Source organism: Xanthomonas sp. CPBF 426, from assembly GCF_903989465.1.
GTDB lineage: Bacteria > Pseudomonadota > Gammaproteobacteria > Xanthomonadales > Xanthomonadaceae > Xanthomonas > Xanthomonas euroxanthea.
In genome coordinates this window covers 1,137,319-1,163,034 of sequence record NZ_LR861805.1, presented here as the reverse complement: position 1 = coordinate 1,163,034, position 25,716 = coordinate 1,137,319, and the positions used below count along the sequence as shown (strand labels likewise).

General features: G+C 64.4%; 27 protein-coding genes. 8 read left to right on the top strand and 19 right to left on the bottom strand.

Annotation, left to right across the window (positions count from 1 at the left end; translation table 11 throughout):
* Nucleotides 1–207: 207 nt before the first annotated feature.
* The 5 genes from H7A87_RS04945 to H7A87_RS04925 all read left to right on the top strand — a co-directional run bounded on the left by H7A87_RS04945 (nt 208) and on the right by H7A87_RS04925 (nt 7,641).
* Entirely contained in the window at nt 208–1,230 is a 1,023-nt protein-coding gene (locus H7A87_RS04945; protein WP_119129702.1) for a zinc-binding alcohol dehydrogenase family protein, read from the top strand.
* Between the two features lie 543 nt (nt 1,231–1,773).
* On the top strand, nt 1,774–3,813 hold the full coding sequence (locus tag H7A87_RS04940) for an NADPH-dependent 2,4-dienoyl-CoA reductase (RefSeq protein WP_119129701.1): 2,040 nt from the start codon (nt 1,774–1,776) through the stop codon (nt 3,811–3,813).
* A 311-nt stretch (nt 3,814–4,124) separates the two neighbouring features.
* Nucleotides 4,125–5,423, top strand: coding sequence for an MFS transporter (locus H7A87_RS04935; RefSeq protein WP_232087965.1), 1,299 nt, complete (start codon nt 4,125–4,127; stop codon nt 5,421–5,423).
* Between the two features lie 1,078 nt (nt 5,424–6,501).
* Nucleotides 6,502–6,963 carry a cell wall hydrolase gene (locus tag H7A87_RS04930; RefSeq protein WP_104582275.1) on the top strand — a complete coding sequence of 154 codons (462 nt, stop codon included), beginning with the start codon at nt 6,502–6,504 and terminating at the stop codon, nt 6,961–6,963.
* 63 nt (nt 6,964–7,026) lie between these two features.
* Complete coding sequence (locus H7A87_RS04925) at nt 7,027–7,641, top strand: glutathione binding-like protein (RefSeq protein WP_119129699.1); 615 nt, start codon at nt 7,027–7,029, stop codon at nt 7,639–7,641.
* Between the two features lie 192 nt (nt 7,642–7,833).
* On the opposite strand, the gene H7A87_RS04920 is transcribed toward H7A87_RS04925, so the two are convergent.
* The gene (locus H7A87_RS04920) at nt 7,834–8,820 is read right to left on the bottom strand and encodes a malate dehydrogenase (protein ID WP_104582273.1); all 987 of its coding nucleotides are present in this window, start codon (nt 8,818–8,820) and stop codon (nt 7,834–7,836) included.
* 116 nt (nt 8,821–8,936) lie between these two features.
* On the bottom strand, nt 8,937–9,431 hold the full coding sequence (locus tag H7A87_RS04915) for a peptidylprolyl isomerase (protein WP_016904578.1): 495 nt from the start codon (nt 9,429–9,431) through the stop codon (nt 8,937–8,939).
* 218 nt (nt 9,432–9,649) lie between these two features.
* Between H7A87_RS04915 and typA the strand changes: the two genes are divergently transcribed.
* The 3 genes from typA to H7A87_RS04900 all read left to right on the top strand — a co-directional run bounded on the left by typA (nt 9,650) and on the right by H7A87_RS04900 (nt 13,686).
* A complete protein-coding gene (typA, locus tag H7A87_RS04910) occupies nt 9,650–11,479 on the top strand; it encodes a translational GTPase TypA (protein WP_104560414.1) in 1,830 nt (609 codons plus the stop codon).
* Between the two features lie 70 nt (nt 11,480–11,549).
* Nucleotides 11,550–11,969, top strand: a complete 420-nt coding sequence (locus H7A87_RS04905) for a DUF2127 domain-containing protein (RefSeq protein ID WP_180496992.1) — start codon at nt 11,550–11,552, stop codon at nt 11,967–11,969.
* A 106-nt stretch (nt 11,970–12,075) separates the two neighbouring features.
* A complete protein-coding gene (locus H7A87_RS04900; protein ID WP_180496991.1) occupies nt 12,076–13,686 on the top strand; it encodes an amidase in 1,611 nt (536 codons plus the stop codon).
* Here H7A87_RS04900 and H7A87_RS04895 read toward each other — a convergent pair.
* The 17 genes from H7A87_RS04895 to rplE all read right to left on the bottom strand — a co-directional run bounded on the left by H7A87_RS04895 (nt 13,676) and on the right by rplE (nt 25,712).
* Nucleotides 13,676–14,803, bottom strand: coding sequence for a mechanosensitive ion channel family protein (locus H7A87_RS04895; RefSeq protein ID WP_104582270.1), 1,128 nt, complete (start codon nt 14,801–14,803; stop codon nt 13,676–13,678). The genes H7A87_RS04900 and H7A87_RS04895 overlap by 11 nt on opposite strands.
* A gap of 86 nt (nt 14,804–14,889) precedes the next feature.
* Nucleotides 14,890–16,281, bottom strand: coding sequence for a 3-deoxy-7-phosphoheptulonate synthase class II (locus tag H7A87_RS04890; protein WP_119129697.1), 1,392 nt, complete (start codon nt 16,279–16,281; stop codon nt 14,890–14,892).
* Between the two features lie 48 nt (nt 16,282–16,329).
* Complete coding sequence (locus H7A87_RS04885; protein WP_115676249.1) at nt 16,330–16,848, bottom strand: disulfide bond formation protein B; 519 nt, start codon at nt 16,846–16,848, stop codon at nt 16,330–16,332.
* A gap of 326 nt (nt 16,849–17,174) precedes the next feature.
* A complete protein-coding gene (gene rplQ, locus H7A87_RS04880) occupies nt 17,175–17,558 on the bottom strand; it encodes a 50S ribosomal protein L17 (RefSeq protein ID WP_003486665.1) in 384 nt (127 codons plus the stop codon).
* A 180-nt stretch (nt 17,559–17,738) separates the two neighbouring features.
* Nucleotides 17,739–18,737, bottom strand: coding sequence for a DNA-directed RNA polymerase subunit alpha (gene rpoA / locus H7A87_RS04875; RefSeq protein WP_002811635.1), 999 nt, complete (start codon nt 18,735–18,737; stop codon nt 17,739–17,741).
* Between the two features lie 53 nt (nt 18,738–18,790).
* Nucleotides 18,791–19,417: a 30S ribosomal protein S4 gene (gene rpsD, locus H7A87_RS04870; RefSeq protein ID WP_002811641.1), complete on the bottom strand. Its 627-nt coding sequence runs from the start codon at nt 19,415–19,417 to the stop codon at nt 18,791–18,793.
* A gap of 15 nt (nt 19,418–19,432) precedes the next feature.
* Nucleotides 19,433–19,825, bottom strand: a complete 393-nt coding sequence (gene rpsK, locus H7A87_RS04865; RefSeq protein ID WP_003486671.1) for a 30S ribosomal protein S11 — start codon at nt 19,823–19,825, stop codon at nt 19,433–19,435.
* A 10-nt stretch (nt 19,826–19,835) separates the two neighbouring features.
* Complete coding sequence (rpsM, locus tag H7A87_RS04860) at nt 19,836–20,192, bottom strand: 30S ribosomal protein S13 (protein ID WP_003486672.1); 357 nt, start codon at nt 20,190–20,192, stop codon at nt 19,836–19,838.
* 348 nt (nt 20,193–20,540) lie between these two features.
* A complete protein-coding gene (gene secY / locus H7A87_RS04855) occupies nt 20,541–21,908 on the bottom strand; it encodes a preprotein translocase subunit SecY (RefSeq protein WP_016900648.1) in 1,368 nt (455 codons plus the stop codon).
* Between the two features lie 7 nt (nt 21,909–21,915).
* Nucleotides 21,916–22,359 (bottom strand): 50S ribosomal protein L15, encoded by a 444-nt coding sequence (gene rplO / locus H7A87_RS04850; protein ID WP_016900650.1) that lies wholly within the window; start codon nt 22,357–22,359, stop codon nt 21,916–21,918.
* A gap of 4 nt (nt 22,360–22,363) precedes the next feature.
* A complete protein-coding gene (gene rpmD, locus H7A87_RS04845; protein ID WP_104582267.1) occupies nt 22,364–22,555 on the bottom strand; it encodes a 50S ribosomal protein L30 in 192 nt (63 codons plus the stop codon).
* Nucleotides 22,548–23,090 (bottom strand): 30S ribosomal protein S5, encoded by a 543-nt coding sequence (gene rpsE, locus H7A87_RS04840; RefSeq protein ID WP_003486682.1) that lies wholly within the window; start codon nt 23,088–23,090, stop codon nt 22,548–22,550. The genes rpmD and rpsE overlap by 8 nt, the downstream gene beginning before the upstream one ends.
* Before the next feature lie 158 nt (nt 23,091–23,248).
* Complete coding sequence (gene rplR, locus H7A87_RS04835; RefSeq protein WP_016900655.1) at nt 23,249–23,608, bottom strand: 50S ribosomal protein L18; 360 nt, start codon at nt 23,606–23,608, stop codon at nt 23,249–23,251.
* 90 nt (nt 23,609–23,698) lie between these two features.
* Nucleotides 23,699–24,226 carry a 50S ribosomal protein L6 gene (gene rplF / locus H7A87_RS04830; protein WP_104608441.1) on the bottom strand — a complete coding sequence of 176 codons (528 nt, stop codon included), beginning with the start codon at nt 24,224–24,226 and terminating at the stop codon, nt 23,699–23,701.
* A gap of 15 nt (nt 24,227–24,241) precedes the next feature.
* Entirely contained in the window at nt 24,242–24,640 is a 399-nt protein-coding gene (rpsH, locus tag H7A87_RS04825; RefSeq protein WP_010371096.1) for a 30S ribosomal protein S8, read from the bottom strand.
* A 205-nt stretch (nt 24,641–24,845) separates the two neighbouring features.
* The gene (gene rpsN / locus H7A87_RS04820) at nt 24,846–25,151 is read right to left on the bottom strand and encodes a 30S ribosomal protein S14 (protein ID WP_005917137.1); all 306 of its coding nucleotides are present in this window, start codon (nt 25,149–25,151) and stop codon (nt 24,846–24,848) included.
* A gap of 18 nt (nt 25,152–25,169) precedes the next feature.
* On the bottom strand, nt 25,170–25,712 hold the full coding sequence (gene rplE / locus H7A87_RS04815) for a 50S ribosomal protein L5 (RefSeq protein WP_010371090.1): 543 nt from the start codon (nt 25,710–25,712) through the stop codon (nt 25,170–25,172).
* Nucleotides 25,713–25,716 lie beyond the last annotated feature (4 nt).

Sequence of the window (25,716 nt, the reverse complement as noted above, 5' to 3'; positions counted from 1 at the left end):
ACGCAGTTTGCACATCCCGGCTGCATGAACCGCAGCCCAATTAAGCCAGTTGAATACGCTGGCGGATCCAGCCTTCCGGCCCGCTGCGCACTGATGCGTCAACCACATTGGTGAACGCCAGGCCCCGTCCGAGCTGAATTGTCGGGTCGGTGGTTGCGGCGCGACGGCGACACAACGCACCCTGAACTCCCCACCTGGAGCGACCCGATGAAAGCTGTCGTCATCACCCGTCACCTGCCGATCGACGATCCCGCCGCATTGCTTGACATGGAACTTCCAGCCCCGTCAGCCCCGTCGGGGTATGACTTATTGGTGCGTGTCGAGGCGATCTCGGTCAATCCGGTCGACACCAAGGTGCGCGCGCCCAAGCCGCAGACACTGGATGCGCCGAAGATCCTGGGCTACGACGCGGCCGGCGTCGTCGAAGCGGTGGGGCCCGATGTCACCGCGTTCGCAGTCGGCGACGAGGTGTATTACGCGGGCGACATCGGGCGACCGGGCAGCAATGCGCAATATCAGCTGGTCGATGCGCGCATCGCCGGCTGCAAGCCCACCTCGCTCAGCTTCGCCCAGGCCGCAGCCCTGCCGCTGACCACCTTGACCGCATGGGAGCTGCTGTTCCAGCGCATGCCGTTCTCTTTCGACGGCGCCCGCAATCGCGGCAAGCACCTGCTGATCATCGGTGGCGCGGGCGGCGTGGGCTCGATCGCGATCCAGCTGGCGCGGCATGCCGGCTTCAGCGTGATCGCCACGGCCTCGCGGCCGGAGACCATCGAATGGGTCCGGCAGATGGGCGCCCAGCATGTGATCGACCATCACCAGCCGCTGCTACCGCAGTTGCAGGCGTTGGGAATGCAGAGCGTGGACGCCGCCCTCAACCTGGCCGACACCGATCGCTACTGGCAGCAGCTGGGCGAGATCCTGGCGCCGCAGGGGCATGTGGGCCTGATCGTGGAGCCGCGCGGCCCGCTGTCGATCGGCGATCCCTACAAGGCCAAGTGCATCGGCATCCACTGGGAACTGATGTTCACCCGCACCCGCTACGCAACCGAGGACATGGTCGAGCAACACCGCATCCTCAACCGCGCCGCCAGCCTGATCGATGCGGGCGAGTTGCGTACCACCCAAACCGAGACGCTGTCGCCGATCAATGCGCAGCACTTGCGCGAGGCGCATCGGCGCCTGGAAAGCGGCAGCACGATCGGCAAGCTGGTGCTGGCGGGTTGGTGATCGGCCTGCCCGCTTGAGTTCGGCTGTTGCGTGGTGCACGGGCCGGTTGGCTTGCACATTAGAAGGCGGCAGGACCACAGCGCGCGCACGTGAATCAGCAGCAATGCGGGACCGGCATCCGGATCGCAGGCAGCGTTGCAGCTGTGGCATCTGCGCACTCACAGCCATGTGAGTCGCAGTGCGCGCAAGGCAATCTGTTCCGCAGCAACGCGCGGATGGATCGACCTTGCTCTATAGAGAGTCGCCATTGCGGCCACGGCGACCCGCGTGACGCGTCGGATGCGGCTGCCGATCAGGGGCCGTTGATCGGGAAGCCGGCAAGCCGGATCGACCGCCAGGTCTCCCAGACGGTCTCATCCAGCAAGCGGGATCGCACCAGGGACGTGCCGCGCTGCCAACGGGTACGCGGCCTGCTGCGGACGCCACCCGCCCTGTCCTGCCCTGCCCCCAGGCGGCCGACTGCACCCGCTGTGCGCGTCGGGACTTGCCGCCACGCCCGTTTGCCGGCATCGTGCGCACTCCGTACGCCAGCGTATCCATACCATGTCGCCCGCCACCGGCCCGTCCGTCTCGCCCTATCCGCACCTGTTCACACCGCTCGATCTGGGTTTCACGCAACTGCGCAACCGCGTCCTGATGGGCTCGATGCACACCGGCCTGGAAGACCGTGCGCGCGATTTCCCCAGATTGGCCGCGTATTTCGCCGAGCGTGCTGCCGGCGGTGTCGGGTTGATCGTCACCGGCGGGTTTTCGCCGAACGTGGTGGGCTGGCTCAAGCCGTTCGGCGGCAAGCTGTCATGGCCGTGGGAGGTGCGCCCGCATCGTCAGGTCACCCAGGCGGTGCATGCACACGGCGCCAAGATCTGCCTGCAGCTGCTGCACGCGGGGCGCTACGCCTATCACCCGCTGTCGGTGGCCCCGTCCCGGCTCAAGGCGCCGATCAACCCGTTCACTCCACGCGCGCTCTCGGCACGTGCGGTGGATCGGCAGATCGCAGCCTACGCGCGCGCGGCGCGGCTGGCGCGCGACGCCGGCTACGACGGCGTGGAGGTGATGGGGTCGGAAGGCTACCTGATCAACGAATTCACCGCCGCGCGCACCAACCAGCGCAGCGATGCCTGGGGTGGCGATGCGGTAAAACGCATGCGCTTTGCGGTGGAGATCGTGCAACGCATCCGCGACGCCTGCGGGCCGGACTTCATCATCATCTACCGGCTGTCGCTGGTGGACCTGGTCGACGGCGGCAACCAGTGGCAGGACATCCTGACCCAGGCGCAGGCGATCGAAGCGGCAGGCGCAACCATCATCAATTCCGGCATCGGCTGGCACGAGGCACGCATTCCGACCATTGCCACGTCGGTCCCGCGTGCGGCGTTTGCCGGTGTGACCGCCAAGCTCAGGCCGCACTTGCACATCCCGGTGGTGGCGACCAACCGCATCAACATGCCGGAGGTGGCCGAACGCATCCTCGCCGACGGCGCGGCCGACATGGTGTCGCTGGCACGCCCGCTGCTGGCCGATCCGCAGTGGGCCAACAAGGCCCGCGCCGGCCAGTCGCAGGCCATCAATACCTGCATCGCCTGCAACCAGGCCTGCCTGGATCATGTGTTCGACAACAAGCTGGCGAGTTGCCTGGTCAACCCACGCGCAGCGCACGAAACCGAACTGATCTACGCACCGACCCCTGACCCCAAGCGCATTGCGGTGGTGGGTGCCGGCCCGGCCGGTCTGGCCTGCGCCACGGTGGCGGCCGAGCGCGGCCACCGCGTCACCCTGTTCGATGCAGGCGATGCAATCGGTGGGCAATTCAACGTCGCCAGGCGCATCCCGGGCAAGGAAGAATTCACCGAGACGCTGCGTTACTTCGGTCACCGCATCGACGCAACCGGGGTGCAGTTGCATCTGAATACCCGCGTGCAAGCGGCCGATCTGAAGGACTTCGACGAGATCGTGCTGGCCACCGGCATCGAGCCGCGCAAGGTGGATTTCCCCGGCGCCGATCACCCGATGGTCGTGAGCTATCTGGACGTGGTGCTGGGCCGTCATGTGGCTGCCGAGAAAGTCGCGATCATCGGGGCCGGCGGGATCGGCTTCGATGTGGGCGAATTTCTCGTGCACACAGGGCAATCGCCGTCGCTGGACCCCGCGCGCTGGATGGCCGAATGGGGTGTGGACCCCAGCTTCGAGACCCCTGGCGCATTGGCCAGGCCGCAGCCCGAGCCCCCCGCCCGCCAGGTCTGGCTGCTGCAGCGCAGCCCAGGCAAACCCGGCGCGCGCCTGGGCAAGACCACCGGCTGGATCCACCGTGCCACGCTCAAGGCCAAGGGCGTCAAGATGCTCGGCGGTGTGGAGTATCTGGGTGTGGACGACGCCGGCCTGCGGATCCGCGTGGAAGGTAACGAGCAACTGCTCGATGTCGGCACGGTGGTGATCTGCGCCGGGCAGGAACCGCGCCGCGACCTGCTTGCCGCGCTGCAGGCGGATGGCCGGCAACCGCATCTGATCGGCGGCGCGGATGTTGCCGCCGAACTGGATGCCAAGCGTGCGATCAATCAGGCCTGCCGCTTGGCGGCGACCCTGTAACGCGCGTTTGGCAGCGCGCTGAAAGGCCACGGCGGCCTGCTCACGGCGCCACTCGAACATGTGTACGAGCGCGGGTGTGCGCCGGATGGGCGCACCGTCACCGCTGCGGGTGGCAGCGGCAGGGCGATGACCGGTCTGTGCGTCAGATGCCGCCTCAGGGTTCTCTAGCGAGGTCGGATGCGCGTATCGGGGTGGACTCCGACGCCGTTGGCGATCGCGCCAGACGGTACAAGCGCCTCTGATTGGCGCGGCACCGGTAGATTCTTTTTCCTGTCGTGCAGCTCGGCTATAAACCGGCGATGCGCTCCACCCTGACTGCACCGCCCCACATGCTGCCGCCGGCAGCATTGCGGGCCTATGTTGCGGCGCATTTCGGCAAAAGCCTGCTGTGGTACACCGGCGAGTTGCTGCTGATTTTTGCGTTGACCGAATACGTTGGATTGAGCGCGGTGGCGGCTGGCGCGTCGGTCGCCGGCGGATTGGTGATCAGTGCAGTGATGGGCATGGTCGCCGCGCGACGCTGGAGTGCCCACGCCAGCCTGGCCTGGGCCGGGCGTTCGCAATGGCGTGGCATTGCGTTGGCAGCCCTCGCCCTGGCACTGGTGTTCGTGACGCCAGCGCTTCCTGCCGGTGCCAGGCTGATCAGCGTGTTGCTGCTCAGCCTGCCCTTCCGCGCGGCCTATGCGATCGGCGACGTGGCACAGAACACCTTGTTGGGGTTGGGCCACTGGCCCTGGCGCGGTGCGCGCGGCGTCAGTGCGCTGCGCCTGATCGGCAGCGGTCTGGCCGCGCTATCGGTCAGCGCAGCGATCGGCCTGGTGCTGAAGGCTGGGGCATATGCCGGCGCATCGACAGCGTTGATGGTCGTCGCGCTGGTCAGCAGCATCGCACTGCTGTCGGCATGGTGGTTACGCAACACGCTGCAGCCTTACGCGCACGCAGTTGCCGCCGCTCCGTTACCGCCAGCCACGTCGGAGTGGCAGCGCAATCAGTTGCTGCCCGTGGCGGTCATCGCAGCACTGGCGTTGGCGTTGCCGACGTTCACCAAATTGGCGCCGTATCTGGCGCAATCGCGCATCGGCTCGGCCGGATGGGGCAGCGCGGTGTTGATTGCGTACGCGTTGGGCAGCGTCTGCATACAGCCCTTGGCAGCGCGTTGGCCGACCGTGGCGCTGCGTCGATTGGGCCTGAGTGGAGTTGCACTGTCCGGGCTGGGATTGATCTTTGCCATCGCCATGGCTCGACACTGCGTGCTGGATGCCGGCCTGGCCTTCGGCATGGGTGTGGCGGCGGGAAGCGCCGGGCAATGGGTCTGGGCGCGCCACGCAGAACTCGCCTCGCGCCATGGCCCCGCACGGCAGGCCCGCGCCTGTGCCGCACTCACTGCGACAGCCCAACTCGCACTGGCGGCCGGCAGTGGCGTGATCGGACTGCTGCTGAACGTCTCCGGCTATCCGCATGGGCACGCTGCGCAGCTGGCGTGGGCGATGGCCCTGGGGCCGATACTCTGCGGCGTGTCATGCATGCTGATCGCCTGGATCGGCAGCGCGTTGGCGATGTCTGAAAAACGCAGACCTGTTGCAACGGTGCTGCCAACGAGTCAGGCATGAAATCTCGATCAGGCCACAACGACGTAACGCGTACGCGCAAGGTGCTGTGCCGACCGCAATCACGTGCTTCGGCGATCGCCATGCACGTCTGCACGCTTGCAGGTTCTGTAGGTTCTGCAGGTTCTGCAGGTTCTTTTTTTTCATCAAGTCGAACTTGATGCGCGTGGTTCAACGTGCCTAGTTCTTCTGGAAATAAACAGTGCGCGTACGCAAGGCGGCAGTAAGCGCACGATGCAATCGCAATGTCGTCAACGACGATGCGCCGCTGCCACCGTCAAGAAATCGTGCGACGGGGTCTGGCGATTTCGGCGGCATCTCTGAGTGCTGCCACTGCAGCGCATCCTTGCGTGATGCAGGTGCAGGCGTGGCGAGCGACCTGGGGATGCGATGCGACAGCAATAGCTGTCATGACGCGTCGCGGATACCCACCCCCATCAATTCGCATCGAACACGCTACCGCCTCCTCTGGCTCTAGGGACTGCAACACAGGGTTGTACGCTGCATGCGCAAGCGCAAGCGCACGATGCATGATCCCGGCAGCACGGCATCCGCACTGACAGTTCTTTCCTGCACCCTGCGTTCGCATGTGGATGTCCAACCGCTGCTGCGGCAAGACGCCGGCGTACAAGCACATTCATCAGTGACGATGATGTGTAGCGCACCATGCCGACGGCACTGCATGCGTGGCCTGCACATGAGGCGTTGCGTGTCGCAAACAACGCGCAGACGCGCAACACTGCATGCGCATTGCGCCGATGTTGATTGCCACATCCGCTGTCGCCACCACGATGCGACGCACACGACGGATTCAGCGCGCTGTCGTGCTCGAGCCAAGCGGTAGATGTAGCAAGCACTCACACGCGTCAACCCCGCCTATTCAGCCGCGATTCTGTGATCGACGCCTACCTTGCGCCAACTTTTTGACCCACCGCATTTGGTGGGCACCTCCGGTAGATCCTTGTTTCGCCGGAGACCGGGCGACCCGTGGCAGGCCGCCTCCCCATGACGCCAAGCCCTCTGTACTGGTGCATCCACCTTGGATGCTCTGCGGATCGGCCCATACGGAGCAAGGAGTTCTATGAAACTGGTTTGGATACTTTGGCTGTCGCAATTGTTGCCTCAGCCAGCTGCAGATTCGTTGTGCTTGAGCACCACCGTGTACCTGGAAGCGCGTGATCAGACCTTGCGCGGCCAGCAAGCCGTCGCGGAAGTTGCGTTGCGTCGTCTGGACAGCGGTTTGTGGGGCGATTCGATGTGTCAGGTGGTCACCGCGCGCAAGCAGTTCGCGCCCACCATCGTGGCCCCGGGAACGCAGCTGAAAAATGACGATGCCTGGAACAAGGCGCTGCATGTGGCGCTGGCTGCAGAGCGCAACTGGGCGCTACCGGTGGGTCAGCGCAAGGAAATCGTGCCGGGCGCCAGCCACTTTGCCGCAAGCGCGATCGCCAGCCCGAGCTGGCGCAATGCATACCAGGTGGCCACCATCGGCGACCACACGTTCTATCGCGTGCAGAAGCTGCGTCCGCGCACCGCATCCTGACGTCACCCACGCACTCACGCGTTGCCGCTAAGCTTGCGTCTTCGTCTTTGTGCGGGAATTCTCATGAAGCTGTACACCAAGCCGGGCGCGTGTTCGCTGGCAGATCACATCGTGCTGCGTTGGTCGGGGCTGCCCTTCGAGCTGGAAGTGGTCGACGCCGCCACGATGAAGTCGCCCGGGTATCTGCGCCTCAATCCAGCCGGTGCGGTGCCGTTGCTGGTCGTCGACGACTGGGCGCTGACGCAGAACGCGGCCATTCTGAACTACATCGCCGACGTCGCACCGCTCACCGGGCTGTCCGGCGATGGCAGCGCGCGCAGCCGTGCGGAAATCAATCGCTGGATCGCCTTCGCCAATGCCGATGTGCATCCGACCTTCAAGCCGATTTTCGGCAGCACCGCCTATCTGCAGGCCGAGGCGCTGATTGCGCGCAGCCATGACGACGCACGCAACAAGCTGCGCGCCCTGTACGAACGTGTCGACGCGCATCTGCAGGGGCGCAACTGGCTGGCCGGCGACACCCACACCGGCGCCGATGCGTATCTGTTCGTGACGCTGCGATGGGCGCAGAAGGCGGGCGTGGACCTGAGCGGGCTAAGCGCCGTGGCTGCTTTCGTGCAGCGCATGCTCGACGATGCCGATGTGCAGGCCGCGCTAAAGGCCGAAGGCCTGGCCTGAGCCGAGCGTACCGCGTGATGTGATCGATGCGGCGGCAACGCGTATCGCATCGGCCTTGCAGGATCGATGGGCGTGATGGCGCGCTTCCCGCGCCACCGACCGGCGCATGTAACGCAACGCATCACGGAAGCGACGCATAAAAAAACGCCGGGCAGTGCCCGGCGTTCTTCATGTACTGCCAAGCCGGGAAACTCAGCCCAGCAGATGCGACACGCCGCTGCGCTCTTCTTCCAGCTCGGCCAGGGTCTTGTCGATGTACTTCTGGCTGAAGTCGTCGATCGGCAGATCCTTGACCAGGGTGTACTCGCCGTTTTCGGTGGTGACCGGGAAGCCGAAGATCACGCCTTCCGGAATGCCGTAGGAGCCGTCGGACGGCACGCCCATCGTCACCCACTTGCCATTGCTGCCCAGCACCCAGTCACGCACGTGATCGATGGCGGCATTGGCGGCCGACGCTGCCGAGGACAGGCCGCGCGCTTCGATGATCGCCGCGCCGCGCTTGCCAACGGTCGGAATGAAGGTGGACGCATTCCATTCCTGGTCGTTGATCGCATCACCGATGGACGCACCATCGGCGGTGGCGAAACGGTAGTCCGGATACATGGTCGGGCTGTGGTTGCCCCACACCACCAGCTTCTCGATGCCGCCGACCGGCTTGCCGAGCTTCTGCGACAGCTGGCTGAGCGCACGGTTGTGGTCCAGACGCAGCATGGCGGTGAAGTTCTTCGGGTTCAGATCCGGCGCCGACTTCATTGCGATGTAGGCATTGGTGTTGGCCGGGTTGCCGACCACCAGCACCTTGACGTCACGCTTGGCCACCTTGTTCAACGCCGCGCCCTGCGCGGTGAAGATCTTGGCGTTCTCCAGCAGCAGGTCCTTGCGCTCCATGCCCGGGCCGCGCGGGCGCGCACCGACCAGCAGGGCGACATCGATGTCCTTGAACGCCACTTCGGCGTCGTCGGTGCCGACCACACCGGCCAGCAACGGGAATGCGCAGTCTTCCAGCTCCATGATCACGCCCTTGAGCGCGGCCTGGGCCTTTTCATTGGACAGTTCCAGCAATTGCAGGATCACCGGCTGATCCTTGCCCAGCATTTCGCCGGAGGCGATGCGGAACAGCAGGGCATAGCCGATCTGGCCGGCAGCGCCGGTCACGGCAACACGAACAGGTGCTTTCATGGGGAGTTTCCTCTGCTAAAAAACATGGGTGGAGGTGCACGCTGGCGTGGCGCGAGGCCTGGCGGCGCGCAGTGACAGACGAACGGCCGCACACGGCGGCCGTTCGGGAAAAGCCGTCAGGCGGCGAGGATCTTGTTCCACTCCGCGACGCGGTCGGCCTTGGCGGCCAGCACGGCGTCGGTATCGCCTTCGATCGTCACCTTGTTGATCACATCGCCCTGGGCGACGGCATCGACCACGTCCAGGCCCTGGGTGACCTTGCCGAACACGGTGTGCTTGCCGTCCAGCCACGGGGTGGCGGTGTGGGTGATGAAGAACTGGCTGCCGTTGGTGTTGGGGCCGGCATTGGCCATGGACAGCACGCCACGCTCGTGGCCGACGCCGTTGTTGGCTTCATCCTCGAACCGGTAGCCCGGGCCGCCGCGGCCGGAACCTTCCGGGCAGCCGCCCTGGATCATGAAGTCGGCGATGACGCGGTGGAAGCTCAGGCCGTCGTAGAAGCCGCGCTGGACCAGGTTGACGAAGTTGGCGACGGTCAGCGGGGCCTTGTCGGCGAACAGCTCGACCACGATCGGGCCGCGGGTGGTGTCGAAATGGGCGATCAGGGACATGGAAATCCTTGCAGGTTTCAGGGTGTATGACAGCCCATTAGAATACACCCGGCCGTGCAGGCGACCGTGCAGGTTGGACCATCGTCGGGGGTCTCACGGCAAGCTGAATGGGCGTTTTGGACCGCTCGACGGCCGAACGCAACGGCACGGCAACGAAACCGCTATAATGTCGGGCTTACCTCATCTCAAGACTGGCGCCAGACAGGGGCCCTTTCCGCATGTCTATCGAAAAACTCCGCAATATCGCCATCGTCGCGCACGTCGACCACGGCAAGACCACCCTCGTCGACTGCCTGCTGAAGCAGTCCGGCACCCTGTCCGAGCGCACCGTGCTGGCTGAGCGCGTGATGGACAGCAACGACCAGGAAAAGGAGCGTGGCATCACGATCCTGGCCAAGAACACGGCCATCACCTGGAACGGCAACCGCATCAACATCGTCGACACCCCGGGACACGCCGACTTCGGTGGCGAGGTCGAGCGCGTGCTGTCGATGGTGGACTCGGTGCTGATCCTGGTCGACGCGATGGACGGCCCGATGCCGCAGACCCGCTTCGTGACCCAGAAGGCGTTTGCGATGGGCTTCAAGCCGATCGTGGTGGTCAACAAGATCGACCGTCCCGGCGCACGCCCGGACTGGGTGATCGACCAGGTGTTCGACCTGTTCGACAAGCTCGGCGCCACCGATGAGCAGCTGGACTTCCCGATCGTCTACACCTCGGCCCTGAACGGCTACGCCAGCCTGGATTCGAGCGTGCGCGACGGCGACATGACCCCGCTGTACGAAGCGATCATGCAGCACGTGTCGGCACCGGACGTGGATCCGGACGGCCCGTTCCAGATGCGCATCAGCCAGCTGGACTACAACAACTTCGTCGGCGTGATCGGCATCGGCCGCATCCAGCGCGGCGTGCTGAAGAAGAACATGCCGGTCAGCGTGATCGACCGCGAAGGCAAGAAGCGCCAGGGCAAGGTGCTGCAGGTGCTGGGCTTTTTGGGCCTGGAGCGCATCGAGCAGGACACCGCCGAGGCCGGCGACATCGTCGCCATCTCCGGCGTGGCCGAGCTGACCATTTCCGACACCGTGTGCGCGCTCGACGCGCCGGAAGCGCTGCCGGCGCTGACCGTGGACGAGCCCACCATCTCGATGACCTTCCAGGTCAACAACTCGCCGTTCGCCGGCAACAAGGACCTGTCCGGCGGCAAGTTCCTGACCAGCCGCCAGCTGCGCGACCGTCTGGACCGCGAGAAGGTGCACAACGTGGCACTGAAGGTCGAGGAAGGCTCCGACGCCGACAAGTTCCTGGTCTCCGGCCGTGGCGAGCTGCATCTGTCGGTGCTGATCGAGAACATGCGTCGTGAAGGCTACGAGCTGGCCGTGTCGCGTCCGGAAGTGATCATCAAGGAGATCGACGGCAAGCAGATGGAGCCGATCGAACAGCTCGTGGTGGACATCGAAGAACAGCACCAGGGCGGCGTGATGGAAAAGCTGGGCACCCGCAAGGGCCAGCTGAAGAACATGGAGCCGGACGGCAAGGGCCGCGTGCGCCTGGATTACATGATCCCGGCGCGTGGCCTGATCGGCTTCCAGAACGAGTTCCGCACCCTGACCCAGGGCTCGGGCCTGCTGTTCCACGTGTTCGACCATTACGGCCCGAAGGAACAGGGCGCCATCGCCAAGCGTCAGAACGGTGTGATGATCGCCAATGCCGCCGGCGCCACCCCCGCCTATGCGCTGGGGCCGTTGGAAGAGCGTGGCCGTCTGTTCGCTGCAGAAGGCGACAACGTGTACGAAGGTCAGCTGATCGGTATCCACTCCAAGGACAACGACCTGACCGTCAACGCGATCAAGACCAAGCCGCTGACCAACATGCGCGCCTCGGGCAAGGACGATGCGATCAAGCTGACCCCGGCGATCAAGTACACGCTGGAACAGGCGCTGGACTTCATCGAGGACGACGAGCTGGTCGAAGTCACTCCGAAAGAAATCCGCCTGCGCAAGAAGTTCCTCACCGAAAGCGACCGCAAGCGCGCTGGCCGTTCCGGCTAAGCACGACCGGTCCATCATCGTGCGCAACACGCCCTACAGCCCGGATCCGCGCGCGCATCCGGGACTGCATGTGATCGCCTTGCTGGAGACGGTCAAGGGGGCGCTTGCGCTGGTGGCGGCGACGGGCCTGGAAATTCTAGGCCCGCTCCCGCTGCAGAACGCGGTCAGCACGCTGATCCGCCGCTTCAATCTGGATCCCGACCACGGCGCACTGCCGTCGTTGCTCAAGACCATCAGTCCCGACGCCGTCCATCTGGCCGCAGCCGCAATGCTGGCCTACGGCCTGCTGCACGTCGTGGAAGCCTGGGGTCTGTGGCGTGCCAAGGCCTGGGCGTCGCTGCTGGGCTGCCTGTCGGCGGCCATCTATCTGCCTTTCGATATCTACGCCATCGTCCGCCATCCCGGCTGGACTGCCTGGGGCGTGCTGGCAATCAATCTGATCGTGGTCGGCGTGCTGGCACGCGACCTGATCAAGCGCCGGCGGCGCTGACGCACCCTGCCCGTCTGCGGGCACCTCATACACGTTGTCACCCCGACGCAGCGCCGTTAGCCTGCAAACAGTCCTCCGGGGAAGACCACCCATGCGATCCACCACCTTGTCCCTCGCGCTACTGCTGGCGCTGTGCGGCTGTGCGCATGCCGACGACCGCCTGGCGCCTGCCGGTGCCCATGCAGCCGCTGCCAGGCAAGACGCTCTGAGCGATGCCGACGTCGTTGGCCTGCAGGCACGCATGGCGTCCGGCGAGACCAGCAGCCTGGATCTGACCCGCGCGTACCTGCGCCGCGTGGCGACCATCGATCGCGCCGGCCCCACCCTCAATTCGGTGATCGAACTCAACCCGCAAGCCGAAGCCGACGCACGCGCACTGGACGCCGAACGCCGCGCCGGCCATGTGCGCGGGCCCCTGCACGGCATTCCGGTGTTGCTCAAGGACAACATCGATGCGCTGCCGATGGTCAACAGCGCCGGTTCGCTGGCGCTTGCCGATTTCAGGCCAGGCCGCGACGCCTTTGTGGTGCAACGCCTGCGCACGGCCGGCGCAGTGATCCTGGGCAAGACCAACCTGAGCGAATGGGCCAATTTCCGCTCCACCAAGTCGAGTTCCGGCTGGAGTGCACGCGGTGGTCTGACCCGAAACCCTTACGCGCTGGATCGCAACCCCTGCGGCTCCAGCGCCGGCACCGGCGCGGCGATCGCCGCCAGCCTGGCCACCGTCGGTATCGGCACCGAGACCGACGGCAGCATCACCTGCCCGGCCTCGGTGAACGGTCTGGTCGGGCTCAAGCCGACCGTGGGCCTGGTCAGCCGCGATGGCATCATTCCGATCTCGGCCAGCCAGGACACCGCCGGCCCGATGACGCGCAGCGTCGCCGATGCTGCCGCCGTGCTGCAGGCGATCGCCGCGCCCGACCCGCAGGATCCGGCCACGCGCACTGCGCCTGCGCCCACCCCGAACTACCTGGCACACCTCAAGCCCGATGGCCTGCGCGGCGCGCGCCTGGGCCTGCTGCGCAATCCGCTGCGCGAGGATCCCGCGATCGCCGCCGCCTTGGACCGCGCCGTGCAGACCCTGCGCGCGGCCGGTGCCACCGTGATCGAAACCCGCCTGGCGACCGATGGCCAGTGGGATGCTGCCGAACAGACGGTCTTGCTGGTCGAGTTCAAGGCCGGCCTGAACGCGTATCTGCGCAGCCGCGCCGCCCCGGTGTCGAGCCTGGAGCAGGTGATCGCCTTCAACCGCAGCCACGCGCAGCGCGAAATGCCCTACTTCGGGCAGGAACTGTTCGAGCAGGCACAGGCCGCGCCCGGGCTCGACGATGCCGCGTATCTCACCGCCCGCGCCACGGCCAAACGTCTGGCCGGGCCGGAAGGCATCGATGCCGCGTTGCAGGCCGACCGCCTGGATGCACTGATCGTGCCCACCACCGGCGCCGCCTGGGTCACCGACCTGGTCAAGGGCGACACCTTTCCCGGTGCCGGCTACGGTGCGGCCGCGGTGGCTGGTTATCCCAGCCTGAGCGTGCCGATGGGCCAGACCCAGGGCCTGCCGCTGGGCCTGTTGTTCATGGGCAGCGCCTGGAGCGAGCCACGCCTGATCGAACTGGCCTACGCGTACGAGCAGCGCAGCAAGGCGCGGTTTGCGCCCAGTTATGCGCCAGCGGCACCAGGCGCGTCACCGGCAGCACCGCCTGCAGCTACACCGTAGTCGCAGGCTCGCCGTCTTCGGCACCGGGCGAGCGCACGCTCTCCGGGGCGATCGGCGCGGCGGCGCGCAGGGGCGGCTTTTCCTGCGCGGCGATTTCGGCACGGATTCTCGGCAAGGCGTACGGGTGCTCGCGGGTCAGGAAGTCGATCATGCGCTCGCGGCTGATGCAGCGCAGGTCGAACGCATCGCCGGAATTGCGCGCACTCACCAGCAGACGCACCTGGATCGTGCTCTCGCTGGTTTCGGTCACCTGGGTCACGCAGACCCGCCCATCCCAGAGCGGCTCGCTCTTGCAGATGCGCTCCAGCTCGGCACGCACCGCCGCGATCGGGGTGCGGTAGTCCAGCCACAGGAATGCGGTGCCGAGCAGGTCGGCGCTGCTGCGTGTCCAGTTCTGGAACGGGTTTTCGATGAACCAGGTGAGCGGCACCACCATCCGTCGCTCGTCCCAGATCCGCACCACCACGTACGAGCTGCCGATCTCCTCGATGCGGCCCCATTCGCCTTCCACGATCACCACATCGTCCAGCCGGATCGGCTGGGTCAGGGCGATCTGCAGGCCGGCGATCAGGTTGCCGAACACCGGCTTGGCCGCGATACCGGCCACCAGCCCGATGATGCCGGCCGAGGCCAGCAGCGTCTTGCCGATCTGGCGCACCTGTTCGAAGCCAAGCAGCACCACCGAGATGCCGAGCAGGATCACCGCGCCCATCACCACCCGGCTCAGCACGCGTGTCTGGGTCTGGATGCGCCGGGCGGTGAGGTTGTCGGACACCTCGATCGGATTGCTGCGCAGGATCGCCATCTCGCCAGCGGCGACCGCACGCACGAACAACCAGGTCACGCAACCGACGATGCCGACGTGCAGCAGGTGCTGTACCGCTGCCAGCGTCTTGCCGGCCAGTGGCGTCGCTTCGGTGGCGATGCCCAGAAACAGCAGCGGCAGGATGAAGGCAGCCGGCAGCGTGACCACGCGGATGATGCGTGCGCGGCGGTAGTCGCGGCCCTGCATGCGGCGAAACAGCCACAGCATCAGCGACCAGGTGACGATGCCCGCCAGCAGCGAGGCACCAAGCGGGATTGCGTATTCGCGGATGACGTTCCAATCGGCAGTCAAACCGTTCCTCCTGTGGGGGGAAAAGAGGGATGGCTGCAACAGCATGCCGCACGCGGCATGAGTATCACGTCATGCGCACGGGGACCTCACCCGCCCAGCGGCTGCGCCGCCACCTGCTGTTGCTTGCGCACGATCGCCATTGCGATTTCCAGCGACTGCTCGTAGTTCAGGCGTGGATCCACGCTGGACCGGTAGGCGCGTTCCAGATCGCGCTCGGTCAACTCGCGCGCGCCACCGGTACATTCGGTGACATCTTCGCCAGTGAGTTCCAGATGCACCCCGCCCAGCCGCGTCCCGGCTGCCGCGTGCAGATCGAACGACAACTCGACCTCGCTGCGGATATTGTCGAAACGGCGTGTCTTGTAGCCATTGCCGGTGCTTTCGGTATTGCCGTGCATCGCATCGCACACCCACAACACCCGACGCCCGTCGCGCCGGACCGCCTCCAGCAGCGGCGGCAACTTTTCGGCGATCTGCGCCGCCCCCATGCGGTGGATGAAGCTCAGGCGGCCAGGTTCGTCTTCCGGATTGAGCACATCGATCAGACGCAGCAGCTGATCCGGCTGCACCGACGGCCCCACCTTGATTGCAATCGGGTTGCGTACCCCACGCAGATATTCCACATGCGCGCCATCCAGCGCGGCGGTGCGCATGCCGATCCACGGGTAATGCGTGCTCAGGTTGAACCAGCCCCACTGACGCGGCACCTGGCGGGTCAGGCCCTCCTCGTACGGCAGCAACAACGCCTCGTGCGAGGTGTAGAAGTCGATGCGATTGAGGTTGTAGACCTCGGCGCCGGACAGGGTTTCCATGAAGCGCACCGCATCGCCGATCGACGCCACCATCCTCTGGTAGTCCGCAGCCAGCGGCGAATAGCCCACCCAGTCCAGATTCCAGTATTCGGGATGGTGCAGGTCGGCAAAGCCGCCGTCGATCAGGGCGCGCACGAAATTCATCGTCATCGCCGAGCGCGAATGCGCGGTGATCATGCGCTGCGGATCCGGCACGCGTGCCGCTTCTGTGAAGGCGGGTGCGTTGATCACATCGCCGCGGTAGCTCGGCAAGGTCACCCCATCGCGGGTCTCGGTATCGGCCGAGCGCGGCTTGGCGTACTGCCCGGCAAAGCGCCCGACCCGCACCACCGGCAGGTGCAGGCCGTGCACCAGCACCAGGCTCATTTGCAGCAGCACCTTCAGGCGATTGGAGATCGTGCCCGATTCGCAATCGCTGAAATTTTCGGCGCAATCTCCGCCCTGCAGCAGGAAGCGCTTGCCCTCCTGCGCCTCGGCCAGCTGGCGCTTGAGCGCGAAGATTTCCCAGGAGGTCACCAGCGGCGGCAACTGCCGCAACTCACCCAGGGTGTGCTCCAACGCAACGGCATCCGGGTACACCGGCATCTGCAGCGCCGGCCGCTGCCGCCAACTCTGCGGCGACCACTGGTCTGCCTGGTTGACGGACGAATGAGGGGAAGCGGACATCGTGAACTCCAGAAAGCGTGGGCGCCGGCCAGTGCCGGAACGGAACGATCAGAACAGTTTGCGCGGACCACGCTGCCTGAACCCGGCATACAGCGCCCACAGTGCCAGGCCCACGAACCAGAGCATGCTCCACATCGGCATGCTCAGGCCCAGGAAGCGCCAATCGATGTTGCCGCAGTCGCCGGTGCCGGTCAGTACCGTGCGGAACACTTCGAACGGCCCCATCGTCTCGCTCAGGAAGCTCAACGGCGGCCCGCACGACGACATCATGTCCTTGGGCCGGATCTGCACCCAGACATGCCGCGCCGCGATGCCCATGCCCACACCGGCAGCGAGGAAACTCAGCACGCCATAGACCTTACGCGTGCCCGCGGCGCGCGGCCCATGCAACGCGCCCAGCAGAAACAACACCGCCAGCGCCGCAAAGGCGATCCGCTGGAAGATGCAGAGCGGGCATGGCTCCAGACCAAGATGCAGCTGCACATAGATCGCATAGGCAAGCAATCCTGCGCATCCAAGAAAGCCCAGCAAAAACTGCGCCCGGAAACCCCAACGAAATGGATTCATCGCTACCGCTTGCCTAGGATCGAATGTCCGATTATCAGCCATCGCCGCCGCGGTGACCACGGATGCCTGCATCGGGCAGGTTGCGGCGCGAAGTCCCGTCCAGCCATGCCTATCGCCCGCCACGCGCCACCCTGCATGTTGGCGATGCAGCCCTGACGCAGCCACCGTCGCAGCAGGCCGCTTGGCGATGGTTGAACCCTGCAGGTCGCTGCACTGCATTGCGGCTGTGACATCGACGCCAAGGCGACAGGCCCGGCTCGGGGGCCTGCAATGAAAAAGCCCGGCGCTAGCCGGGCTTTTCAAGATCCTTGCGAAGGGCGAACCGATTACTCGGCCACTTCCTCGGCGACGACCGGACGGTCGACCAGCTCGACATACGCCATCGGCGCATTGTCACCGGCACGGAAGCCGGCCTTCAGGATGCGCAGGTAGCCGCCGGGACGGGTCGCATAACGCGGGCCCAGTTCGACGAACAGCTTGCCCACCGCTTCCTTGTCGCGCAGGCGGGCAAACGCCAGACGACGGTTGGCAACGCCATCGACTTTGCCGATGGTGATCAGCGGCTCGGCGACGCGACGCAGTTCCTTGGCCTTCGGCAAGGTGGTCTTGATCAGCTCGTGCTTGAACAGCGAGGCGGCCATATTGCGGAACATGGCTTCGCGGTGCGCGCTGGTGCGGTTGAACTTACGGCCAGATTTCTGGTGACGCATGAGTGTGATTTCCTAAGGAATGTTGAGACTGCTTTGAGAGACGTTGTCGCCATCCTGGCGCTGTTGAATGGACTGCGGTTGGTCCGAGCCGGCCGTCCTTTGACCGGATGTCACCGCGGGCTTTGGCCCGTCGATGTAAAAACAGCATGGGCGCCCGAAGACGCCCATGCGGATGATGCATTAACCAAGCATGCCGTGCTGGGCGACACCGGCCGGCGGCCAGTTCTCCAGCTTCATGCCCAGTGCAAGGCCGCGCTGTGCCAGCACTTCCTTGATTTCGGTCAGCGACTTCTTGCCAAGATTCGGGGTCTTGAGCAGTTCCACTTCGGTCTTCTGGATCAGATCGCCGATGTAGTAGATGCTCTCGGCCTTCAGGCAGTTGGCCGAACGCACGGTCAGCTCGAGGTCGTCGATCGGGCGCAGCAGCACCGGATCCACGCCGCTGGCAGCCGGCTTGGCCGCACCGCGATCGCGGTGGGTGAAATCGCCGAACACCGACAGCTGATCGCTGAGGATGTCGGCGGCGGTGCGCACGGCTTCCTCGGCATCGATGGTGCCGTTGGTCTCGATATCGATCACCAGCTTGTCGAGGTCGGTGCGCTGTTCAACGCGCGCAGCTTCCACGGCATAGGCAACGCGACGCACCGGCGAGAACGACGCATCCAGCATCAGACGACCGATGGTGCGGGTCTCTTCGTCCGGACGACGACGCGCAGCAGCCGGCTGATAGCCGAAACCACGCTCGATCTTCAGGCGCATGTTCAGCGCCGTGTCCTTGGTCAGGTGGCAGATCACATGGTCGCCGTTGATGATCTCGACGTTGTGATCGGTCCTGATGTCGGCCGCAGTGACCGTACCCGGACCCTGCTTGGACAACGACAGCGTCGCGCTGTCGCCACTATGCATACGAATCGCCACGTCTTTCAGGTTGAGCAGGACGTCAAGCACGTCTTCCTGCAGCCCTTCGACCGTGGTGTACTCGTGCAGCACGCCGTCGATCTCGACCTCGGTGATCGCAAAACCCGGGATCGACGACAACAGCACACGACGCAGGGCATTGCCCAGCGTGTGCCCGTAACCGCGCTCCAAGGGCTCGATCACGACCTTTGCGCGATTGTCGGTAAGACGTTCGATCTGCGGACCACGGGGGCGCAGAACCTGGTTGGCGGTAACCGTCATGTTGCGGGGTCTCCTGCGAACCTCCGGCGGTGCCGGAGGCTCTCCAATGTGAATTACTTCGAATACAACTCGACGATCAGCGCTTCGTTGATATCCGAAGGCAGGTCAGCGCGATCCGGAACGGCCTTGAACACGCCGCTGAACTTCTTCGAATCGACTTCGACCCACGACGGCGTCATGTCGTGCTGCTCAGCCACGGTCAGGGCTTCCTGCACGCGGAGCTGCTTCTGTGCCTTTTCCGACAGCGTGATCGCATCGCCAGCCTTGATCTGGTACGACGCCAGATTCACCGACTTGCCATTGACCAGCACGCCACGGTGCGACACCAGCTGGCGCGCGGCCGGACGGGTGACGGCAAAGCCCATGCGGTAGCAGACGTTGTCCAGACGGGTTTCCAGCAACTGCAGCAGGTTCTCGCCGGTGTTGCCCTTCTTGGTCGAGGCCTTCTTGTAGTAGTTGCGGAACTGACGCTCCAGCAACCCGTAGATGCGCTTGACCTTCTGCTTTTCGCGCAGCTGGGTAGCGTAGTCGGAGAGCTTGCCTTTGCGAGCCGCGCCATGTTGGCCGGGCTTCTGCTCAAGCTTGCACTTGGAGTCCAGCGCACGCGCCGGGCTCTTGAGGGAAAGATCGGCGCCTTCGCGGCGGGCGAGCTTACAGGTAGGACCGATATAACGAGCCATTTCTTATCGCTCCCTTTAGACGCGACGCTTCTTCGGCGGACGGCACCCGTTGTGCGGGATTGGCGTCACGTCGATGATGTTGGTGATCTTGTAGCCCACGTTGTTCAACGAACGCACGGCCGACTCACGGCCCGGACCCGGACCCTTGATACGTACTTCCAGCGACTTCACGCCGTAATCGAGCGCAGCGCGGCCAGCCTTTTCGGCGGCAACCTGAGCAGCGAACGGGGTCGACTTGCGCGAACCACGGAAGCCGGCGCCGCCGGACGTAGCCCACGACAGCGCATTGCCCTGGCGATCGGTGATGGTGACGATGGTGTTGTTGAACGAAGCGTGGACGTGGGCGACGCCATCAGTGATGACGCGCTTGATCTTCTTCTTCGTTTTCTTTTCTGCTGGCTTTGCCATGATCTATCCCTTACTTCCTGATCGCCTTGCGCGGACCCTTACGGGTGCGGGCGTTGGTACGGGTGCGCTGACCACGCAGCGGGAGACCACGGCGATGACGCAGACCGCGATAGCAGCCCAGGTCCATCAGTCGCTTGATCGCGATACCGATTTCGCGGCGCAGGTCGCCTTCGACGACATACTTGCCGACTTCGGCCCGCAGGCGCTCGATTTCGGGTTCGGACAGATCACGAATCTTCGTGGTCGAGGTAACGCCTGCGGATTCGCAGAGCTTCTTCGAACGGGTACGGCCGATGCCGTAGATGCTTTGCAACCCGACCCAGACGTGCTTCTGGGCTGGCAGGTTGACGCCTGCAATACGCGCCATGACGCGATTCTCCAACTGAGTGATGGCCCGACAGCGCCCAGGCGCCATCCGGCAGGATGGATCAAAAGTGAACTCGGAATTGTAGCAAGGCCTCGGATTGCTTTGAAGCCCGTGGAACCAAAGTTCCATGGACCCGGCGTGGGGAGTGTGCCCTCGCTCCGGCGCCGGACGATGTTGATCCAGAAAACTTCTCCGAATCGCCTGTACTACTCCCGCACAGGACCACCTCGTCACACCCGCGCGCGAGACGTCGCGCGAGCCGCCCTTCTGATCGGAAGATCGTGGCCCGGGAACCAGGCCGTCTTCACGCAATGAAGATCTAGTGTACCACCTAACCGCCCGCGAGACTTAACTGCGCGCCAGACCGCCGCGCGAGCCACCCTTGAGGTTGGCCTTCTTCAGCAGGCTTTCGTACTGATGCGACATCAGATGCGCCTGGATCTGCGCAATAAAGTCCATCACCACCACCACGGCGATCAGCAACGACGTACCACCGAAGTGGAACGAGGTGCCCAGCTGCGTGCGCATGATTTCCGGCAGCAGGCAGACGATCACCAGGTACAACGAACCCGCTGCGGTCAGACGTGTCAGCACGCCGTCCACATAATCCGCCGTCGCCTTGCCCGGGCGGATGCCCGGAATCAGCGCGCCCGACTTCTTGAGGTTGTCGGCGGTTTCCTGCGAGTTGAACACCAGCGCGGTGTAGAAGAACGCAAAGCCGATGATCAGTGCCGCAAACACCAACATGTGCACCGGCTCGCCCGGCCCGAGCGCATTGGCGATCTTCTGCAGCCAGGAGCCCACGCCGCTGCCGGACGCCGCCTGACCGGACCACATCGACAGCGTCGCCGGGAAGGCGAGGATGCTGGACGCGAAGATCGGCGGAATCACGCCTGCCATATTGAGCTTCAGCGGCAGGAACGAGGTCTGGTTCATGTACGCATTGCGACCGCCCTGGCGGCGCGCGTAGTTGACCGTGATACGTCGCTGCCCGCGTTCGACGAACACCACAAACAGCGTGAAGGCCAGAATGGTGATGACGATCAGCAGCAGTGAAATGAAGCTCAGATTGCCTTCGCGGAAGGCCTCGACGGTCTGGATCGCCGCCGACGGAAGACCCGCCACAATGCCGGCGAAGATGATCAGCGACACGCCGTTGCCGATGCCACGCTCGGTGACCTGCTCGCCCACCCACATCAGGAAGATGGTGCCGGCGGTCAGCGCGATCACTGCGGTGAGCACGAAGCCCATGCCCGGCGCATACACCACCGGAGCGCCACCGGGCGCGGTCTGATTCTGCAGTGCAAGCGCGATGCTACCGCCCTGCACCACTGCCAGAAGCACCGCACCGATGCGCGAATACTGGGTGATCTTGCGTCGGCCGGATTCGCCTTCCTTCTGCATCGCCTTGAGGGCGGGAAAGATGTGCGTGGCCAACTGGATCACGATCGATGCCGAGATGTACGGCATCACGTTCAACGCAAAAATACTGAAACGGTGCAGGGCGCCGCCCGAGAACATGTTGAACATGTCCACGATGCCGCCGCCCTGCGCCTGCATCAACGAAAGCATGGCATCGGGATTCACGCCAGGCACCGGCACATAGCAGCCGATGCGATAGACGATCAATGCCCCGAGGACGAACAGCAGCCGCTGGCGAAGTTCCGTGAACTTGCCGAGCCCGCCACCGAGGTTACCAATGCCAGCCTGCGCCATCTGCCGATTACTCCTCTACGCTGCCGCCGGCAGCTTCGATTGCTGCCTTGGCGCCTGCACTTGCAGCCACGCCCTTCAGCACGAACTTCTTGCTCAGCTCGCCCTTCAGCACGATCTTCGCCTTCTTGGCGCGGCTCGGGACCAGATTGGCCGCACGCAGCGCTGCAAAGTCGATCTCACCGGCTTCCAGCTTGTCCAGCTGGTAGGACAACACTTCGGCACTGTCACGCGCCATCTTCGAACGGAAACCGATCTTCGGCAGACGACGCTGCATCGGGGTCTGGCCGCCTTCGAAGCCGGCCTTGATCTTGCCGCCGCCCTTGCGCGCGAACGAACCCTTGTGGCCGCGGCCACAGGTCTTGCCAAGGCCGGAGCCGATGCCACGGCCGACGCGGGTGCGCTCGGTGCGGGCGCCGTCGGCGGGCTTGAGGTCATTGAGATGCAAAGTCATGGGATTAGTCCTCAACCTTGACGAGGTAGTGAACGGTGTTGATCAGGCCGCGAACCTGCGGGCTGTCCTTCAGTTCACGCACATCGTTGAGCTTATTCAGGCCCAACGCACGCACCGACAGGCGGTGACGCGACTGGGTTCCACGCAGGCCACGCACCAGGCGCACCGTCACGGTCTTGTTGGTGTCCTTAGCCATGGTTGAGCTCCTCCACCTTCTTGCCGCGCTTGGCCGCAACACGCGCCGGCGACTGCACTTCCGACAGACCCTTCAGGGTTGCACGGACCAGGTTGATCGGGTTACGCGAACCAACCGCCTTGGCCAGCACGTTCTTGACGCCAACCGCTTCCAGCACAGCGCGCATGGCGCCGCCGGCGATGACGCCCGTACCTTCCGAGGCCGGCTGCATGTAGACGCGTGCTGCGCCATGGCCGGACTTGACGGCATGCCACAAGGTACCGTTGTTCAGATCGACGGTGGCCAGGTTCTTGCGCGCCTGCTCCATCGACTTCTGGATGGCGACCGGCACTTCGCGCGCCTTGCCATAACCGAAACCGACCTTGCCCAGACCATCGCCGACCACGGTCAGCGCGGTGAAGGTGAACTGGCGACCGCCCTTGACCGTCTTGCTGACGCGATTGACCGCGACCAGCTTTTCGATCATGCCATCGTCGACTTTCTCTTCGCGGTTACGGTCGCGATCACGACCCCGCGGTGCACGTTCTTCTGCCATCTTGATTCCTTGATTGATTGAGTATGTACGGCTCGAAGCCGCTTATGGTTGTGAAGTCACGCGGTGTTCCCGGCTCCGTTGCAAAAGAACGGGACGGTCCGGCATCTCCCTGCCGGCGGTATCGCGGACGTGACCGGTGGCCACGTCCGCAGCAGTGCTTAGAACTGCAGGCCGCCTTCGCGAGCTGCATCGGCCAGCGCCTTGATACGGCCATGGTAGCGGTAGCCCGAGCGGTCGAACGCGACCTTCTCGATGCCCGCAGCCTTGGCACGCTCGGCGATCAGCTTGCCGACCTTGACGGCCGCATCGCTGTTCTTGCCGTTCTTCAGGCCTTCCTTGACGTCGGCCTGCAGGGTGTTCGCCGCGGCGATCACCTTGGAACCGTCGGCGGTGAAGACCTGCGCATACAGATGCTGGCCGGTGCGCAGCACCGACAGGCGAGCGACGCCCAGCTCACGGATGTGCGAACGGGTGGACTTGGCGCGACGCAGACGGGCGATGTTCTTGTTGATGCTCATGATATTTATCCTACGGAAGCTGAAGGAAGCAGGCTTTTGCATCGAAAAGTCCGGCCATGGATGGCCGGGCTCCTAGCAGAGGGACCTGCGTTACGCCTTCTTGGCTTCCTTGCGAATGATGACTTCACCGGCGTACTTCACACCCTTGCCCTTGTAGGGCTCCGGCGGACGGAAACCGCGAATCTTGGCGGCGACTTCGCCGACGCGCTGCTTGTCGGCGCCCTGGACCACGATCTCGGTCTGGGTCGGGGTCGACAGCGTGATGCCTTCCGGCGCCACGAACACCAGCGGATGCGAGAAACCGAGCGCCAGGCTCAGATCCTTGCCCTGCATGGCGGCGCGGTAACCGACGCCGACCAGCTCGAGCTTGCGCTCGAAGCCTTCGGACACACCCTTGACCATGTTGGCCAGGATGGCGCGCACGGTACCGGTGATGGCGATCTGCGACGGGTCATTGGCCGACAGCGTGGCAACGTCGCCGTCGATGGCGATTTCGACGCCAGTCGGCTTCGGCAGGGTCAGGGTGCCCTTCGGGCCCTTGACGCTGACCAGCTCGGGCTGGACGTTGAGTTCAACACCCTTCGGAAGGGAAACAGGCTTCTTGGCTACACGGGACATGATCGATTCCTTCCCTTAGGCCACGAAGCACAGGACTTCACCACCAACGCCGGCTTCGCGAGCCTGCGCATCGGTCATGATGCCCTTCGACGTGGAGATGATGGCGATACCCAGGCCACCCAGGACCTTGGGCAGCTCGGTCTTGCCGCGGTACTGGCGCAGACCCGAGCGCGAGAAACGCTTCAGGGTCTCGATGACCGGACGGCCTTCGAAATACTTCAGCACGATTTCCAGCTCCGACTTGTTGTTCTCGGTCGCTGTCACGCGCAGGTCGGTGATGTAACCCTCGTCCTTCAGGACCTGGGCGATCGCAACCTTGATCTTGGACGACGGCAATTTCACCGTCTGCTTACCAACCGCGGCCGCATTCTTGATGCGTACCAGCAGGTCGGCGATGGGATCAGTCATGCTCATATGAGTACCTTTGAGTGCACCGATATCCGCTTTCGCGAAAATCTTGTGTTTTCCTGGGGATGGGCCAGGACCCTTTACGCCATGCCGCGCCCATGCGGGCAAGACAGAAGCGGAAGTATACGACAAAAGAGCCCGACTTGCGTCGGACTCCCCTGTTGAACAGAACGATCCTGTTCAAGCCGGCCGCGAACGGCCGGCAATGCTGTTACCAGCTTGCCTTGCGCAGGCCCGGAACGTCACCGTTCATCGTGGCCTTGCGCAGCATGTTGCGACCCAGACCGAACTTGCGGTAGACACCGCGCGGACGGCCGGACAGCTCGCAACGGTTGCGGTGGCGGCTCGGCGACGAATCGCGCGGCAGCTTCTGCAACTTGGTCGACGCATCGATCTTCTCTTCGTAGGACGCATCCTGACTGGAGAGGATCTTCTTCAGCGCATCACGCTTGCCGGCGAATTTCTTCGCCAGCTTTGCACGCTTGATGTCGCGGTGGATCATGGAGGTCTTTGCCATTTCGGATGTCCTCGACGGTCAGTTACGGAACGGGAACTTGAACGCTGCCAGCAGCGCCTTCGCTTCCGCATCCGTCTTGGCGGTGGTGGTGATGGCGATATCCATACCGCGAATCGCGTCGACGGCGTCGAAGTCGATTTCCGGGAAGATGATCTGTTCCTTCACACCCATGTTGAAGTTGCCACGACCGTCAAAGGAGCGACCGGAAACACCACGGAAGTCGCGCACGCGCGGCAGCGAGATGTTGATCAGACGATCCAGAAACTCGTACATCTTGGCGCGACGCAAGGTGGTCTTGCAGCCGATCGGCCAACCGTCACGAATCTTGAAGGATGCGACCGAAACGCGCGACTTGGTGACCACCGGCTTCTGGCCGGAGATCTTGGACATGTCGGCGACCGCATTTTCCAGAATCTTCTTGTTGGTAGCCGCCTCGCCCACGCCCATGTTTAGCGTGACCTTGACCAGCTTCGGCACTTCCATCGGATTGGTGTAGCCGAATTCCTTCATCAGGGCCGGCACCACGTTTTCCTTGTAAAACTTTTCGAGACGAGTGTTCATGATC

Coding starts and splice junctions, on each gene's coding strand:
- rplE (WP_010371090.1), bottom strand. CDS start 25,712: ATGAACACTCGTCTCGAAAAGTTTTACAAGGAAAACGTGGTGCCGGCC.
- H7A87_RS04945 (WP_119129702.1), top strand. CDS start 208: ATGAAAGCTGTCGTCATCACCCGTCACCTGCCGATCGACGATCCCGCC.
- H7A87_RS04925 (WP_119129699.1), top strand. CDS start 7,027: ATGAAGCTGTACACCAAGCCGGGCGCGTGTTCGCTGGCAGATCACATC.
- H7A87_RS04940 (WP_119129701.1), top strand. CDS start 1,774: ATGTCGCCCGCCACCGGCCCGTCCGTCTCGCCCTATCCGCACCTGTTC.
- rplQ (WP_003486665.1), bottom strand. CDS start 17,558: ATGCGTCACCAGAAATCTGGCCGTAAGTTCAACCGCACCAGCGCGCAC.
- H7A87_RS04930 (WP_104582275.1), top strand. CDS start 6,502: ATGAAACTGGTTTGGATACTTTGGCTGTCGCAATTGTTGCCTCAGCCA.
- rpsM (WP_003486672.1), bottom strand. CDS start 20,192: ATGGCGCGTATTGCAGGCGTCAACCTGCCAGCCCAGAAGCACGTCTGG.
- rpsD (WP_002811641.1), bottom strand. CDS start 19,417: ATGGCTCGTTATATCGGTCCTACCTGTAAGCTCGCCCGCCGCGAAGGC.
- rpsN (WP_005917137.1), bottom strand. CDS start 25,151: ATGGCAAAGACCTCCATGATCCACCGCGACATCAAGCGTGCAAAGCTG.
- typA (WP_104560414.1), top strand. CDS start 9,650: ATGTCTATCGAAAAACTCCGCAATATCGCCATCGTCGCGCACGTCGAC.
- rpsH (WP_010371096.1), bottom strand. CDS start 24,640: ATGAGCATGACTGATCCCATCGCCGACCTGCTGGTACGCATCAAGAAT.
- rpmD (WP_104582267.1), bottom strand. CDS start 22,555: ATGGCTAAGGACACCAACAAGACCGTGACGGTGCGCCTGGTGCGTGGC.
- H7A87_RS04890 (WP_119129697.1), bottom strand. CDS start 16,281: ATGTCCGCTTCCCCTCATTCGTCCGTCAACCAGGCAGACCAGTGGTCG.
- H7A87_RS04885 (WP_115676249.1), bottom strand. CDS start 16,848: ATGAATCCATTTCGTTGGGGTTTCCGGGCGCAGTTTTTGCTGGGCTTT.
- secY (WP_016900648.1), bottom strand. CDS start 21,908: ATGGCGCAGGCTGGCATTGGTAACCTCGGTGGCGGGCTCGGCAAGTTC.
- rplR (WP_016900655.1), bottom strand. CDS start 23,608: ATGAGCATCAACAAGAACATCGCCCGTCTGCGTCGCGCCAAGTCCACC.
- rpsE (WP_003486682.1), bottom strand. CDS start 23,090: ATGGCAGAAGAACGTGCACCGCGGGGTCGTGATCGCGACCGTAACCGC.
- rplF (WP_104608441.1), bottom strand. CDS start 24,226: ATGTCCCGTGTAGCCAAGAAGCCTGTTTCCCTTCCGAAGGGTGTTGAA.
- rpoA (WP_002811635.1), bottom strand. CDS start 18,737: ATGACGGTTACCGCCAACCAGGTTCTGCGCCCCCGTGGTCCGCAGATC.
- rplO (WP_016900650.1), bottom strand. CDS start 22,359: ATGACTTTGCATCTCAATGACCTCAAGCCCGCCGACGGCGCCCGCACC.
- H7A87_RS04920 (WP_104582273.1), bottom strand. CDS start 8,820: ATGAAAGCACCTGTTCGTGTTGCCGTGACCGGCGCTGCCGGCCAGATC.
- H7A87_RS04915 (WP_016904578.1), bottom strand. CDS start 9,431: ATGTCCCTGATCGCCCATTTCGACACCACCCGCGGCCCGATCGTGGTC.
- rpsK (WP_003486671.1), bottom strand. CDS start 19,825: ATGGCAAAGCCAGCAGAAAAGAAAACGAAGAAGAAGATCAAGCGCGTC.